At 64.2% G+C, this 14930-nt stretch carries 11 protein-coding genes; 3 read left to right on the plus strand and 8 right to left on the minus strand.

All coding sequences use genetic code 11. The annotated features are described in order from the left end of the window. Positions 1 to 220: 220 nt before the first annotated feature. Positions 221 to 829: a TetR/AcrR family transcriptional regulator gene (locus BW981_RS19750; RefSeq protein ID WP_076442331.1), complete on the plus strand. Its 609-nt coding sequence runs from the start codon at positions 221 to 223 to the stop codon at positions 827 to 829. Between the two features lie 162 nt (positions 830 to 991). Here the strand turns inward: BW981_RS19750 and BW981_RS19755 are convergent, their stop codons facing one another. Then, positions 992 to 1576, minus strand: coding sequence for a PAS and helix-turn-helix domain-containing protein (locus BW981_RS19755; protein WP_076442333.1), 585 nt, complete (start codon positions 1574 to 1576; stop codon positions 992 to 994). A 118-nt stretch (positions 1577 to 1694) separates the two neighbouring features. On the opposite strand from BW981_RS19755, the gene BW981_RS19760 reads away from it, so the two are divergent. After that, entirely contained in the window at positions 1695 to 2876 is a 1182-nt protein-coding gene (locus BW981_RS19760; protein WP_076442334.1) for an acetyl-CoA C-acyltransferase, read from the plus strand. Between the two features lie 10 nt (positions 2877 to 2886). Continuing rightward, the gene (locus BW981_RS19765; RefSeq protein ID WP_076442336.1) at positions 2887 to 4839 is read left to right on the plus strand and encodes an acetoacetate--CoA ligase; all 1953 of its coding nucleotides are present in this window, start codon (positions 2887 to 2889) and stop codon (positions 4837 to 4839) included. 437 nt (positions 4840 to 5276) lie between these two features. On the opposite strand, the gene BW981_RS19770 is transcribed toward BW981_RS19765, so the two are convergent. From BW981_RS19770 to BW981_RS19800, 7 genes are read right to left on the minus strand one after another with little or no spacing between them, the layout of a single operon-like run. Beyond that, complete coding sequence (locus BW981_RS19770) at positions 5277 to 6221, minus strand: electron transfer flavoprotein subunit alpha/FixB family protein (protein WP_076442338.1); 945 nt, start codon at positions 6219 to 6221, stop codon at positions 5277 to 5279. Beyond that, positions 6221 to 6967 (minus strand): electron transfer flavoprotein subunit beta/FixA family protein, encoded by a 747-nt coding sequence (locus tag BW981_RS19775; RefSeq protein WP_076442339.1) that lies wholly within the window; start codon positions 6965 to 6967, stop codon positions 6221 to 6223. Before BW981_RS19775 ends, BW981_RS19770 begins: the two co-directional genes overlap by 1 nt. A gap of 12 nt (positions 6968 to 6979) precedes the next feature. Further along, positions 6980 to 9142 carry a methylmalonyl-CoA mutase gene (gene scpA, locus BW981_RS19780; protein WP_076442341.1) on the minus strand — a complete coding sequence of 721 codons (2163 nt, stop codon included), beginning with the start codon at positions 9140 to 9142 and terminating at the stop codon, positions 6980 to 6982. Further along, positions 9139 to 11124, minus strand: coding sequence for a methylmalonyl-CoA mutase subunit beta (locus BW981_RS19785; protein WP_076442342.1), 1986 nt, complete (start codon positions 11122 to 11124; stop codon positions 9139 to 9141). The genes scpA and BW981_RS19785 overlap by 4 nt, the downstream gene beginning before the upstream one ends. Further along, entirely contained in the window at positions 11121 to 13121 is a 2001-nt protein-coding gene (locus BW981_RS19790; protein ID WP_076442344.1) for an acetyl-CoA carboxylase biotin carboxylase subunit, read from the minus strand. Before BW981_RS19790 ends, BW981_RS19785 begins: the two co-directional genes overlap by 4 nt. A gap of 43 nt (positions 13122 to 13164) precedes the next feature. Further along, entirely contained in the window at positions 13165 to 13383 is a 219-nt protein-coding gene (locus BW981_RS19795; protein ID WP_139333861.1) for a hypothetical protein, read from the minus strand. A 13-nt stretch (positions 13384 to 13396) separates the two neighbouring features. After that, positions 13397 to 14926: an acyl-CoA carboxylase subunit beta gene (locus tag BW981_RS19800; RefSeq protein ID WP_076442347.1), complete on the minus strand. Its 1530-nt coding sequence runs from the start codon at positions 14924 to 14926 to the stop codon at positions 13397 to 13399. Positions 14927 to 14930 lie beyond the last annotated feature (4 nt).

A 14930-nucleotide genomic window follows, 5' to 3' on the forward strand; every position in this document is an offset into this window, starting at 1 on the left:
GATATCGTCTCTGTCGAAATCAAATATTTTTGCAGATAATTTTTTGAAATCTCGCAATGCGCCGACTTGCTGGCGCGCTCCAAAACTGCTCTAGAGCTGAAAATGGCCGGGAAATCGAAATCCTGAGAAACTCGCTAATGATCGAAAATGGGCCCTACTTGACAGAAATTCACCAAAATCTATGTAGCCTCCAGAAAATCGGAAATGCGATCTCGACAAAATGACACTGGAGCAATCTTCACCCGATATGCGGCAGCGGATATTGGACGAATCCGCGAGACTTTTTTCGGAAAACAGTATAGCGTCTACGTCAATGCGCCAAATTGCGAAAGAATGTGGCATCCAGGCTGGCAGCCTATACTATCATTTCAAATCCAAGGATGAAATCGTTGCCGAAGTCCTCGAATTGGGTATTGAGCTCATCGCCAACGCCGTGAAAGCGGAGCTTGAGCAATTGGGCAAAGATGTCGGGTTTTCCGATAGGTTCCATGCGGCAATCCGTGCGCACCTCAACGCATTTTTTCTGCACCGTCACTATACGGCCACCCATATTCGCGAGTTCAAGCAGGCTCCGCTTGGCGCCCGAACGAAAAATATTAAAACCAGAGACGCGTACGAGCAGCTTTGGGCCGATCTGTTTGCCCAAGGTGTGCGCGAGGGTGTTGTGGCGACCGATGTCGACCTGCGCTTTGCCCGCCTCCTGCTACTCAGCTCGATGAACTGGGCGCTTGAGTGGTTCAAGCCTAAAGGGCAGCGTAGCTTTGATGAACTCGGGACGACGATCGTCCGAATCTTTTTGAACGGCTGCTCGGCGCGAACCGACGAGTAGAGCATCTTCGGTCGAAATGGCCGCCAGCTTGCCTGAAAAGAGCTTTTCCTCGTTTTAACGAAGCGCGAAAATGCTCTAGCTGAAAGCCACCCTGCCGACGTGTCGTCATTCAGCGGCAAGTCTTGACACGGCGCGGCGCCAGCCCCGGCTCACCCGATCAAGTTATCGGACGGCGCGAGGAAAGCCCGGCTGCCGCAATCCGCCGAACCACGACGCTAGTTCCGCTGCATTCCTCACGCCGACCTTTTTCATGATCCGTGATCGATGCGTCTCGGCGGTGCGCACGGATATGCCGACTTCCTGCGCAATGCCGTGATTGCTCATGCCTTGCGCGACGAGCCCGACGATCTGCAGTTGCCTTCTTGTCAGGGCCGGGCGGGCAACGGCCACAGGCCAGCTTATAGGCTGAATCAACCAGATTGCATGTGAAGTCGGGTTGTTACGGTTTAGCGCCTTTCCGTGCACACGACACCAGAATCTCTCACCATCCGACTTGCTCATGAAGCGCTCATCAACGTGGAAGAGTTTGTTTTCGAGGTTCAGCTTCCAGCTTTTTCCTCTGCTTATGTATTCATCATCATTAGGATAGATAATGCGGAAACTTTTCCCGATAATTTGTTGTTTTTCATACTCAAAAAGCTCGCAGAACGCTTGATTGCATTCCCTCATCACCCGAAACGACCCGATTACGGCGGGGAGCGGGATGTCTTCAATGCCAAGGGAAGCGTCCCGACGAAGTGCCAACATGTAGTGTTTCTACTACTCCGTCGTCCACAGGTCCATGGCTAAGTTCTCCGCATCGCATTGACGGTTGAGAGGCGCCTGACGAAGGAGCCTGCCCGATGTGATGGGGGGGGAATCGCCCATGCGCGACGCTGTTATCGTTTCGACTGCCCGCACACCGATCGGCAAGGCTTATCGCGGGGGCCTCAACGATACACCCGGCGCCACGCTCGGCGCCCACGCGATCAAGCATGCGCTCGCACGTGCAGGGCTCGACGGCGCCGAGATCGAGGACGTGGTGCTGGGCTGCGCCATGCAGGAGGGCACGACCGGCCTCAATGCTGCTCGCCGTGCGCTGCTGGCGGCTGGCCTTCCGGCAACGGTTGCGGGCACCACGATCGACCGCCAATGCTCATCGGGCCTCAATGCAATGGCAGTACTGGCCAACGCGATTCGCAATGACGGTCTGACCGCCGGTATCGCAGGTGGGCTGGAATCGATCAGCCTCGTGCAAAACGAGCATCGCAACACCTTCCGCCTGATCGACGAGAATGTGATGGCAGTGAAGCCTGACGTCTACATGCCGATGATCGACACAGCCGAGGTTGTTGCCAAGCGCTACGGCATCAGCCGCAAACAGCAGGATGAATACGGTCTGGAAAGCCAGCGACGGGTCGCCGTCGCCCGCGAGGCCGGCCGGTTTTCGTCCGAGATCGCGCCGATCACGGCGCGTATGGCCGTGATCGACAAGGAAACCAAGCAGGTCAGCCACCGCGAGGTGGAGATCGCTCATGACGAGGGACCGCGCGGTGATACGACCGCTCAGGGCCTTTCCGGGCTCAAGCCGGTGCGGGAAGGCGGCACGGTCACGGCCGGCAACGCCAGCCAGCTGTCTGATGGCGCATCGGCCGCCGTGATGATGGACGGGCGGGAAGCCTCGAAGCGTGGTCTTTCGCCGCTCGGCATCTTCCGCGGGTTTGCCGTTGCCGGTTGCGAGCCCAACGAGATGGGTATCGGCCCGGTCTTCGCTGTGCCGCGACTACTCGAACGCCACGGCCTCAGTATCGACGACATCGGACTCTGGGAGCTCAACGAGGCCTTCGCCGTGCAGGTGCTCTACTGTCGTGACCGGCTCGGGATCGCCCCCGAAACGCTGAACGTCAACGGCGGCGCAATCGCCCTCGGCCACCCCTATGGCATGAGCGGCGCGCGGCTGGCGGGCCACGCGTTGATCGAAGGCAAGCGGCGCGGCGTTCGCTACGCCGTCGTGACCATGTGCGTGGGCGGCGGCATGGGCGCTGCCGGCCTGTTCGAGATCAACTAGGGACAACCGGATGACCGCTCCGCTTTGGGAACCATCTCCTGACAGAATCGCCTCCGAACCGATGACGGCCTTCATGCGCCGTGCAGCTGAAGTATCCGGGAGGCCTATTGTCGACTACGCTGCGCTACACCGATGGTCGGTCGAGGACCGGGACGCCTTCTGGAGTCTGATTTGGGATTTCTGCGGTGTCATCGGCGAAAAGGGAACCCGCGTTCTTCAGGATGGAGCCGCAATGCGCGGCGCGCGGTTCTTCCCCGACGCCCGGTTGAACTTTGCCGAGAACCTGTTGCGCCGCCGCGGTAGCTCCGACGCGATTATATTCCGCGGAGAGAATAAGGTCGCTCGCCGCTGGTCCTGGGACGAACTTGCGGCCATGATGTCGCGCATCCGCCAGCTATTCGAGGCCCATGGCGTTAAGGCAGGCGACCGTGTCGCTGGGATGATGCCAAACATGCCGGAGACCGTGGCGGCCATGCTCGCTACCGCGTCACTGGGCGCGGTCTGGTCATCCTGCTCGCCCGATTTCGGCTCACAGGGCGTGCTCGATCGCTTCAGGCAGATCGAGCCGGTGATATTCATCGCTCCGGACGGGTACTGGTACGCCGGCAAGCAGAATGACGTGTCGGCCAAGGTCAAAGAGATCGCGACAAAGCTGCCATCGGTCCGCGCGACTATCATCGTCGACTATCTCGGCACGGCGCGGCAGGTGGCACCCACCATCCCCGGCGCGATGTCGCTGGAGGACGCAATAGCTCCCTACACGACGAAGACGATCGATTTCGCGCGACAGCCCTTCGACCACCCCCTCTATATCCTGTTCTCATCAGGCACCACCGGCATTCCAAAATGCATCGTGCATTCGGCGGGCGGCACGCTGATCCAGCATCTCAAGGAGCAAAAGCTGCATGCCGGCGTGCTGCCGGGGGAGCGCTTCTTCTGGTTCGCCACTTGCAGCTGGATGATGTGGAACTGGTTGGTATCAAACCTCGCCAGCGAGGCGACCCTGCTGCTTTATGATGGCTCGCCGTTCTATCCGCAGGCCAACGCAATGTTCGATTACGCCGAAGCCGAAAAAATGACCTATTTCGGCACCTCTGCCAAATATATCGATGCGGTGCGCAAGGCCGAGTTAAACCCGAAAAAGACCCATGATCTTTCGAGCCTGAAAGCTATCCTTTCGACCGGCTCGGCTTTGGCGCCGGACAGTTTCACCTATGTTTATTCGCACATCAAGGACGATGTTCACCTAGCCTCTGTCTCCGGCGGAACGGACATTGTGGCCTCTTTCGTCACAGGCATTCCAACCGAGCCAGTGTGGATCGGCGAAATCCAGGGACCTGCCCTCGGCATGGCTGTCGATGTTTGGAACGATGACGGGTGTCCGGTACGCGGCGAAAAGGGCGAGCTGGTCTGTACCGCAGCGTTTCCTTCGATGCCGATCGGCTTTTGGAACGACCCCGATGGCGCGAAGTATCGATCAGCTTATTTCGAGCGGTTCGACCAGATCTGGTGCCACGGCGACTTCGCTGAATGGACACAGCGCGGCGGCATGATCATCTATGGGCGCTCCGATGCCACTTTGAACCCGGGGGGCGTCCGCATCGGCACTGCGGAAATCTACAATCAAGTCGAGCAGCTCGAGGAAATCGTCGAGGCGCTCTGCGTCGGGCAAAGCTGGGAAGACGATGTCCGCGTCGTCCTGTTCGTGCGCCTTGCAGCGGGTGTTTCGTTGGATTCAGCGCTGACTCAGAAAATCCAGACCCAGATCCGCACCGGCGCGAGCCCACGGCATGTCCCCGCCCGCATCGTCGCCGTTGCCGACATCCCCCGCACTAAATCGGGAAAGGTCACAGAATTGGTGGTTCGCGACCTTATCCACGGCCGCATGGTGACGAACAAGGATGCGCTGGCAAATCCGGAGGCACTGGACTTGTTCGTGAATCTGCCAGAGCTTCAAACATGAATCATGTCATGAGAACGATACGACACGCCTTGCCCTGAGGCTCAGCTGATCCAGCTTTGCAAAGGAGGCCTAAGGCAACCCCAACCGGCCATCACAACACACAACGCAATTATGCTGCGGAGAACTGGGTTTCGTGGGAAAAGCTTGGTGGCATCATACCGGCTTCCTTCAAGATCGCCTTTTGGAGGCCAATTTGGACGACCGGATCGGCTTTTTGGATTCTGAATGGGAATTGATCGACCCGTTACTGCCGCATGAGCGCAGGCGCGGATGCCAACCGCTCCTGCGTTGCCTGGCAGCATGAGAATCCACGGCAAAGCTGGCCGAGGCGCAGTTATCGAGCGCCTCGGCCAGCTTTGCATCAGACAGATCACACCGGACCAACGGCAACAATGCCTTGAACACCGCAGAGGCGGCCCGGAAGGACGGCGCCGGCCTTACTTGCCGGCTTTGGCGAGTTCGGCGTCGAGTTCCGGCAGGACGGTGAACAGGTCACCGACGAGGCCGTAATCGGCGATCTGGAAGATCGGGGCTTCCTCGTCCTTGTTGATGGCGACGATGACCTTGGAGTCCTTCATGCCGGCGAGATGCTGGATGGCGCCAGAAATGCCGACCGCGATGTAGAGCTCGGGCGCCACGACCTTGCCGGTCTGGCCGACCTGCCAGTCGTTCGGGGCGTAGCCGGCATCGACCGCGGCGCGCGAGGCGCCCATCGCGGCGCCGAGCTTGTCGGCGACGGGCTCGATCACCTTGCCGAAATTCTCGGCGGAGGCCAGCGCGCGGCCGCCCGAGATGATGATCTTGGCCGAGGCCAGTTCCGGACGGTCGGACTTCGCGACCTCCTCGCCCTTGAAGGACGAGTTGCCGGGGTTCTCGGCCGCCGAGACGCTCTCGACCGTAGCCGAGCCGCCTTCGCCCGCCGCCGCGAAGGAGGCGGTGCGGATGGTCAGCAGCTTCTTGGCGTCGGTCGACTGCACCGTCTGGATGGCGTTGCCGGCATAGACCGGGCGCTCGAAGGTGTCGGGCGAGACGATCGCGCTGACATCCGAGACCTGCATCACGTCGAGCAGGGCGGCGACGCGCGGCAGCACGTTCTTGCCGGTCGTGGTCGAGGGCGCGACGACGGCGTCGTAGCCGTCGGCGAGCTTGGCGATCAGCGCGGCGAGCGGCTCGGCCAGGGCATGGCCGTAAATCGCGTCATCGGCGAGCAGCACCTTCTCGACGCCGGCGAGCTTGGCGGCCGCATCGGCCGCGCCCTTGGCGCCCTCACCAGCGACGAGGATGTGGACGGGCGCGCCGAGCTTGGCGGCAGCCGTCAGCGCCTTGGCGGTCGCGTCCTTGACGGAGGCGTTGTCGTGTTCGGCGATCAGCAGCGTGGTCATCAGATCACCCCGGCGGTCTTGAGCTTGGAGACGAGTTCGGCAGCATTGGCCACCTTGACGCCGGCGGAGCGGCCGGCGGGCTCGACCGTCTTCAGAACTTTCAGGCGCGGCGCGACATCGACGCCGAGCGCTTCGGCCGTGGTCTCGTCGAGCGGCTTCTTCTTCGCCTTCATGATGTTCGGCAACGAGGCATAGCGCGGCTCGTTGAGACGCAGGTCCGTGGTGACGATCGCCGGGAGCTTGAGCGAGACCGTCTGCAGGCCGCCATCGACCTCGCGGGTGACGTCGACCGAATCCGTGCCGAGCTCGACCTTCGAGGCGAAGGTTCCCTGGCCCCAGCCGAGGAGGGCGGCGAGCATCTGGCCGGTCTGGTTGCAGTCGTCGTCGATCGCCTGCTTGCCGAGGATGACGAGGCCGGGATTCTCCTGCTCGACGACCTTCTTCAGGAGCTTGGCGACGGCGAGCGGCTCGACGATCCCGTCGACCTTCACCAGGATGCCGCGATCGGCACCCATGGCGAGGCCGGTGCGGATCGTCTCGGCGGCCTGCGCCGGGCCGATCGAGACCACGATGACCTCAGTCGCCTTGCCGGCCTCCTTGAGGCGCAGCGCCTCCTCGACGGCGATCTCGTCGAACGGGTTCATCGACATCTTGACGTTCGCGAGCTCGACGCCGGACCCGTCCGCTTTCACGCGGATCTTCACGTTGTAATCAACCACCCGCTTCACGGGCACCAAGATCTTCATCAAAGTATTCTCCTACTCTGCCGCGGTTCGCTGGGCGTAGCCGAGGCGCTCGTTCAGTTCCTGCAGCAGCTTCTCGGCGGCGTCCGCAATGACCGTTCCGGGCGGGAAGATCGCCGAGGCGCCGGCTTCGATCAGCGCTTCGAAATCCTGCGGCGGGATGACGCCGCCGACGACGATCATGATGTCGGGCCGGCCGGCCTTGGCGAGCGCGGCCTTCAATTCCGGCACCAGCGTCAGATGCCCCGCCGCCAGCGACGAGACGCCGACGATATGCACGTCGTTCTCGACCGCCTGCCGCGCTGCTTCGTCGGGCGTTGCGAAAAGCGGGCCGATATCGACGTCGAAGCCGAGATCGGCGAAGGCCGAGGCGATGACCTTCTGGCCGCGATCGTGCCCGTCCTGGCCCATCTTGGCGACGAGGATGCGCGGGCGGCGCCCGTCCGCCTCCTCGAAGGCCTCGCACATCAATTGGACGCGCGTGACGGCTGGGTTCATCTCGCCGACCTCCCGCTTGTAGACCCCCGAGATCGCCTTGATCTCGGCCCGGTGGCGTCCGAAGACCTGTTCCATCGCCATGGAAATCTCGCCGACGGTGGCCTTGGCCCGGGCGGCCTTGACCGCAAGATCGAGCAGGTTGCCGTTGCCGGCCGCGCCATTGGTCAGTGCGGTCAGCGCAGCCTCGACCTCGGTCTCGTTCCGCTCCGCCTTGAGGCGTTTCAGCTTGTCGAGCTGCTGGGCGCGTACCGCGGCATTGTCGACCTTGAGCACGTCGATCGCCGCTTCGTTGTCGGGCTTGTAGCAGTTGACGCCGATGATCGCCTGCTGGCCGCCATCGATGCGCGCCTGCGTCTTGGCGGCGGCCTCCTCGATGCGCAGCTTCGGGATGCCGGCCTCGATCGCCTTGGCCATGCCACCCAGTTTCTCGACCTCCTGGATATGGCCCCAGGCCTTCTCGGCGAGCTCGGCGGTCAGCCGCTCGACATAATAGGAGCCGCCCCAGGGATCGATGATCCGAGTCGTGCCGCTCTCCTGCTGCAGCAGAATCTGGGTGTTGCGGGCGATGCGGGCAGAGAAATCGGTCGGCAGCGCCAAGGCCTCGTCGAGCGCGTTGGTGTGCAGCGACTGGGTATGCCCCTGCGTCGCCGCCATCGCCTCGATCATCGTGCGTGGCACGTTGTTGAACACGTCCTGCGCCGTCAGCGACCAGCCGGATGTCTGGCAATGGGTGCGCAGCGGCAGCGACTTCTCGTTCTGCGCGCCGAAATCCTTGACGAGCTTGGCCCAGATCAGCCGGGCGGCGCGCATCTTGGCGACTTCCATGAAGAAGTTCATGCCGATGGCCCAGAAGAACGACAGGCGCGGCGCGAAGACGTCGACCGAAAGCCCAGCCCGCTGGCCGGCGCGGATATATTCGACGCCATCCGCCAGCGTGTAGCCGAGCTCGAGGTCCTGCGTCGCCCCAGCCTCCTGCATATGGTAGCCGGAGATCGAGATCGAATTGAACTTCGGCATATTCGCCGAGGTGAAGGCGAAGATGTCGCCGATGATCCGCATCGAGGGCGAGGGCGGGTAGATATAGGTGTTGCGGACCATGAACTCCTTGAGGATGTCGTTCTGGATGGTCCCCGAGAGCTTGGCCTGCGGCACGCCCTGTTCTTCCGCGGCGACGATATAGAGCGCCAGCACCGGCAGCACCGCGCCGTTCATCGTCATCGACACGCTCATCTGGTCGAGCGGGATGCCGGAGAACAGCGTGCGCATGTCGTAGATCGAGTCGATCGCGACACCGGCCATGCCGACATCGCCGGCGACGCGCGGATGGTCGGAATCATAGCCGCGATGCGTCGCAAGATCGAAGGCGACCGAGAGCCCCTTCTGCCCGGCGGCGAGGTTCCTCCGGTAGAAGGCGTTCGAATCCTCGGCCGTGGAGAAGCCGGCATATTGCCGGATCGTCCAGGGCTGGTTGACATACATGGTCGGGTAGGGGCCGCGCAGATAGGGCGCGACGCCGGGCAGCGTCTCGACGAAGGGCAGGCCGTCACGGTCGGCGGCGGTGTAGACCGGCTTGACCGGGATATCCTCGGGCGTCTGCCAACTCTCGCCCGTGGGCAACGCGCTGGCGGCGGGGCGAGCCCCGGCAAAGGCGAGCTTCGTGAAATCCGGGATCGCGGTCATGACTGACTCCCGCTTCGGGCGAATGCCTGTGCCCATTCAAGAGCTTCAGGTGCATCGCAGCCCGTAAAAATCGTCCAAGTTACCCCGCTCTTTTTCAGCCGTTGGCCGTCTTCCGGCCGGCCGGCGAGCCAGACGGTGGCGCCGGCCGTGGCGAGAGCCTCGGCAGCCGCCGCGCCCTCGGCGGCATAGGCCGCATCCGAGCCGCAGAGGCAGGCGAGCTTCGCGCCCGAGGCACGGAAGGCGCCCACAAGCGCATCGAGATCGGTCACGCCCTCCTTGGCAAAGCCGTCGCCGCTAGAGGCCGCCAGACCGCCCGCCTCGAACAGATTGCGGGCGAAGCCGGCCTGCGCGGTGAAATCGGCGATCGGGCCTAGCGTCGCCAGGAAGACGGCCGGGCGCTTCGGCTGGGCGTCGGCCTTGTCGCGCAGCGCCTCGAACGGCTCCGCCAGCCGGAGCGAGGGCAGCCGCTCCGCACGCAAGCCGTCAGCGGGTCCGGCCAGAGCGTCGGCACGGCCGGCGCCGTCGACGAAGGAGCGGATGATCTCGCCCTGGTTGCGCTCGGCCAGGCTGCCCTGCACGCGCTTGCCGTCGAGCTTGACCGGCGCGACGGCGAGCACCTTGGCGATTTCCTCGCGGATATTCGGGAATTCGCTAGTTCCGGTGATCGGTTCGCGACGCGTGGCCACGGCCTTGGCGCGAGCGGCGCGCTGTTCGGCGAGCACCTTCTGGAGATGGCCTTCGACCAGGGACGCGACGATGCCGCCGAGATTGCCGCTGCGCCGCCGCTCGATCTCCTGGAAAGCCTGCCAGCCTTGTTCGCAAAGCGCCTGCGTCAGTGTCTCGAAGCCGCCAGCGCCGGCGGCGGGATCAGCGACGCGCCAGAGATTGCTCTCCTCCAGCAGGATGAGCTGGGTGTTGCGGGCGACGCGGCGCGCGAAGGCATCGGGCAGGCCGAGCGCGGCGGTGAAGGGCTGGACGGCGATCGAATCGGCACCGCCGACCCCGGCCGCGAATGCGGCGACGGTGCCGCGCAGCAGGTTGACGTTCGGATCGCGCTTCGTCAGCGAGCGCCAGGCGGTCTCGGCATGGATGCGGGCCGGCTTCGGCGTCAGGCCGCAGGCTTGCTGGATGCGGTTCCAGAGCAGGCGGGCGGCCCGGAATTTCGCCACCGTCAGGAACTCGTCGGTATCCGCGACCAGCGTGAAAGCCAGCGCATCGCGCGCCTCGGACAGGGGCATGCCCTGCATTTCGAGCGTACGCAGATAGGCGACGGCGGTCGCGAGCACTGCGCCGAGTTCCTGCGCCTCGCTAGCGCCAGCCTCGTGATAGGGGCGGCTGTCGACTTCGATGAACGGCCCGGCGAAGCCGCGCTCCTTCAGCGTGCGGATCGTCGCCGCCAGCCGGCGGCCCAGCTCCGGCCAGGGCGCGGCGAGCGTGCCGCGGCCGGCGAAGACGCCGATCGGATCGAGGCCGAAGGAGACCGAGAGCTCGCTCGGCGCATGGCCGCGCTTCTGGATCAGGGCGGCGAGCAGGAGGGCGTTGATACGGGCCTGCGGGGCAGGGTCGAGCCGCAGATGGATCAGGTCCAGCATCATGCCCTGCAGCGCGGTATCGAGCGCCGCGACATCGTCGGCGAGAAGGCCGTAGCCGCGGGCTGCCTGCGCGCCGGCAAAGCTGATCGTCAGGGTGTCGGCTCCTCCCTCAAGATCGGCGAGGGCCAGCGTGCGTGCCTCGCTCGGCTTCGGGTGATCAAGCCGGGCAGCGACTTGCCAGCGCCCGGCCTCGGCCCGCAGGGCGCGTTGGGGCGCGGCGGCGGCAAGATAGAGCGGCTCGATGCGAATGCCGTCGGCAGTGCGCCCAACGAGCTTCTTCTCGAAATCGGCGCCTTTCAGGACCTTGTCGACCGCTGCACGCCACGCGTCATGAGACGGCGCCGCGAAAGCGTCGAGATAGGGAAGGTCGGATGGAGCAGCCGAGTTCATGCGAATTCCATGATCACGGCATCGACCGCGAGCGAGTCGCCCTCCTTCGCCAGGATCTTGGCGATGGTGACGTCCTTCTCGGCGCGCAGCACGTTCTCCATCTTCATCGCCTCGACCATGGCGAGCGGCTCGCCGGCCTTGACCTCCTGCCCCCCGGTCACCGAGATCGCCTTGACCAGCCCCGGCATCGGGCAGAGCAGGAACTTGCCGGTATCGGCCGCGACCTTCTCGGGCATCAGCGCGGCCAATTCGGCCTCGCGCTGCGTATAGACATGGGCGTTGGCATAGGCGCCGGCATGGCCGAGCGCGACGCCATTCAGGATCGGCCGGACCTGCGCCGCGACCTTCACGCCGTCGAGCGTGCCGTGCCAGACCGGCTCGCCCGGCACCCAGTCGCTGACGACGCTGATGCTGCCGGCCGGGAAGGCGATGACGACCGCCCCGCCCTGCTCCGTGACCTCGCCCTCGAAGCGCTCCGCCCCGAGCTGGACGATGCGCTGCCGATCGAAGGAGACCTTGCGCCAGCCCTCCATCTGCGCCGAGACGTTGCGCTTGCGCTGGTTCATGCGGTGGTCGCAGGCGATGGCGATCGCCGCCATGTGCTGCGCGGTTTCGCCCTGCGGCACCGGCGGCGAGAAGCCCTCGGGGAACTCCTCGGCGATGAAGCCGGTCGAGAGATTGCCGGCGATCCAGCGCGGATGCTGCATCACCGCGGCGACGAAGGGAATGTTGTGGCGGATGCCGTCGATGGCGAAGGCATCGAGCGCGCGCGCCTGCGCCTTGATCGCGGCCTCGCGCGTCGGCGCATGGGTCACGAGCTTAGCGATCATCGGGTCGTAATAGATCGAGATCTCGCCGCCCTCGAAGACGCCGGTATCGTTGCGCACCATGGCCTCGCCATCCGGCCCCTCGCTCGGCGGGCGATAGGTCACGAGCCGTCCGGTCGAAGGCAGGAAATTGCGCGTCGGGTCCTCGGCATAGACGCGGCTCTCCACCGCCCAGCCATCGAGCTTCACATCCGCCTGCGCGATCGCGAGCTTCTCGCCGAAGGCTACCCGGATCATCTGTTCGACGAGGTCGATGCCGGTGATCATCTCGGTCACGGGATGCTCGACCTGGAGACGGGTGTTCATCTCGAGGAAGTAGAACGACTTGTCCTGCCCGGCGACGAACTCGACCGTGCCGGCCGAGTCGTAGTTCACGGCCTTGGCCAGCGCGACCGCCTGCTCGCCCATCTTGCGACGGGTCGCCTCGTCGAGCAGCGGCGACGGCGCCTCCTCCAGAACCTTCTGGTTGCGGCGCTGGATCGAGCATTCGCGCTCGCCGAGATAGATGACGTTGCCGTGCTTGTCGCCGAGGACCTGGATCTCGATATGGCGGGGATCGACGATGAACTTCTCGACGAAGACGCGATCGTCGCCGAAGGAGGACGCCGCTTCCGACTTGGCGCGGGCGAAGCCCTCCGCCACCTCGCCGGCCGAATGGGCGATGCGCATGCCCTTGCCGCCGCCGCCGGCCGAGGCCTTGATCATCACGGGATAGCCGATCTCGTCGGCGATGGTCACGGCATGCTCGGGGCTCTCGATGATGCCGAGGAAGCCCGGAACGGTCGAAACCTTGGCGGCAGCCGCCGCCTTCTTCGATTCGATCTTGTCGCCCATCGCGGCGATCGCGCCGGGATTGGGGCCGATGAAGACGATGCCGTTATCCTTGAGCGCCTGCGCGAAGGCCTCGCGCTCGGAGAGGAAGCCGTAGCCGGGATGCACGGCCTCGGCACCGGTTGCCTTGCAGGCCTCGATGATCTTGTCGATCAGCAGATAGGACTGGGCGGCGGGGGCTGCGCCGATATGCACGGCCTCATCGGCCATCTCGACATGCAGCGCATCGCGATCCGCGTCGGAATAGACGGCGACGGTCTTGATGCCCATCCGCCGCGCCGTCTTGATGACACGGCAGGCGATCTCGCCGCGGTTCGCGATCAGAATCTTCGAGAACATGCGCTGGTCTTCTTCAACTAAGGAAATCAACAAGAGGTCGAACTCAGCTCAGGTCGCCACGCCCGCTCTGTGAGAGATAGCGTGATCGGCTCATCTGGTTTTCAGCCGCGGGGTCCAAGCTGCTCGCGAGCCAGAGGAGCTCGGACACTTCATCGAGCATGTCTGCGGCCTGACGTGGGTCCGATGCCCGGTCGACCACCTCGATCAGCCTCTCCGCCAAGTTTTCGACGTTTGCCTCAGGGACGGGGTGACGATCGGTCATCGGCTGCCTCATCTCAGAGCGGAATGTTGTCGTGCTTACGCCAGGGGCGTTCGACGCTCTTGGTGCGGAGCATGGCGAGTGCCCGGGCGATGCGGCGGCGGGTCGAGTGCGGCATGATCACCTCGTCGATATAGCCGCGCTCGGCCGCGACGAAGGGCGACATGAAGCGGTCTTCGTATTCCTTGGTCTGGCGCGCGATGGTTTCGGCGTCGCCACCGCGGAAGATGATCTCGACCGCGCCCTTGGCGCCCATCACCGCGATCTGCGCCGTCGGCCAGGCATAGTTCACATCGGCGCCGATATGCTTCGAGGCCATCACGTCATAGGCCCCGCCGAAGGCCTTGCGCGTGATGATCGTGACCAGCGGCACGGTGCATTCGCTATAGGCGAAGAGCAGCTTGGCGCCATGCTTGATCAGCCCGCCATATTCCTGCGCCGTGCCGGGCAGGAAGCCGGGAACGTCGACGAGCGAGACGATCGGGATCTCGAAGGCGTCGCAATAGCGCACGAAGCGGGCGGCCTTGCGCGAGGCGTCGGAGTCGAGCACGCCGGCCAGCACCATCGGCTGGTTGGCGACGATGCCGACGGTGCGGCCTTCGACGCGGCCGAAGCCGGTGACGATATTGCCGGCATAGGCCTGCTGGATCTCGAAGAAGTCGCCCTCGTCGACCGTCTTCAGGATCAGCTCCTTGATATCGTAGGGCTTGTTCGGATTGTCCGGAACCAGCGTGTCGAGGCTCATGTCGACGCGATCGGGCACGTCGAAGGACGGCCATTCCGGCACGCCGGCCGTGTTGTTGGCGGGCAGGAAGTCGAGCAGGCGGCGCACCTGCAGCAGCGCCTCGACATCGTTCTCGAAGGAGCCGTCGGCGACCGAGGACTTGGAGGTATGGACCTTGGCGCCGCCGAGCTCCTCGGAGGTCACCGTCTCGTTGGTGACGGTCTTCACCACCTCCGGACCGGTGACGAACATGTAGGAGGTGTCGCGGACCATGAAGATGAAGTCGGTCATCGCCGGGGAATAGACGTCGCCACCGGCGCAGGGGCCCATGATCACCGAGATCTGGGGAATGACGCCCGAAGCCTGCACATTCCGCTTGAAGACCTCGCCATAGCCGCCGAGCGCCGCGACGCCCTCCTGGATGCGGGCGCCGCCGGCATCGAACAGGCCGACGATCGGCGCGCGCATCTTCAGCGCCATGTCCTGGATCTTGATGATCTTCTGGGCGTGGGTCTCGGAGAGCGAGCCGCCGAAGACGGTGAAGTCCTTGGAGAAGACGAAGACGGTGCGGCCGTTGACGGTGCCCCAGCCGGTGACGACGCCGTCGCCGGGGATCTTCTCGGCCTTGTCCATGCCGAAATCGACGGCGCGATGCTGCACGAACATGTCGAACTCCTCGAAGGAGTCCTTGTCGAGCAGGAGCACGATGCGTTCGCGGGCGGTGAGCTTGCCGCGCTTGTGCTGCGCCTCGATGCGTCGCTCGCCGCCGCCCTTGCGGGCGCCCTCGCGGCGGGTTTCGAGCTGTTCGAGGATGTCCTTCATGGCA

The organism is Allobosea sp. TND4EK4 (assembly GCF_900156025.1).
Taxonomy (GTDB): domain Bacteria; phylum Pseudomonadota; class Alphaproteobacteria; order Rhizobiales; family Beijerinckiaceae; genus Allobosea.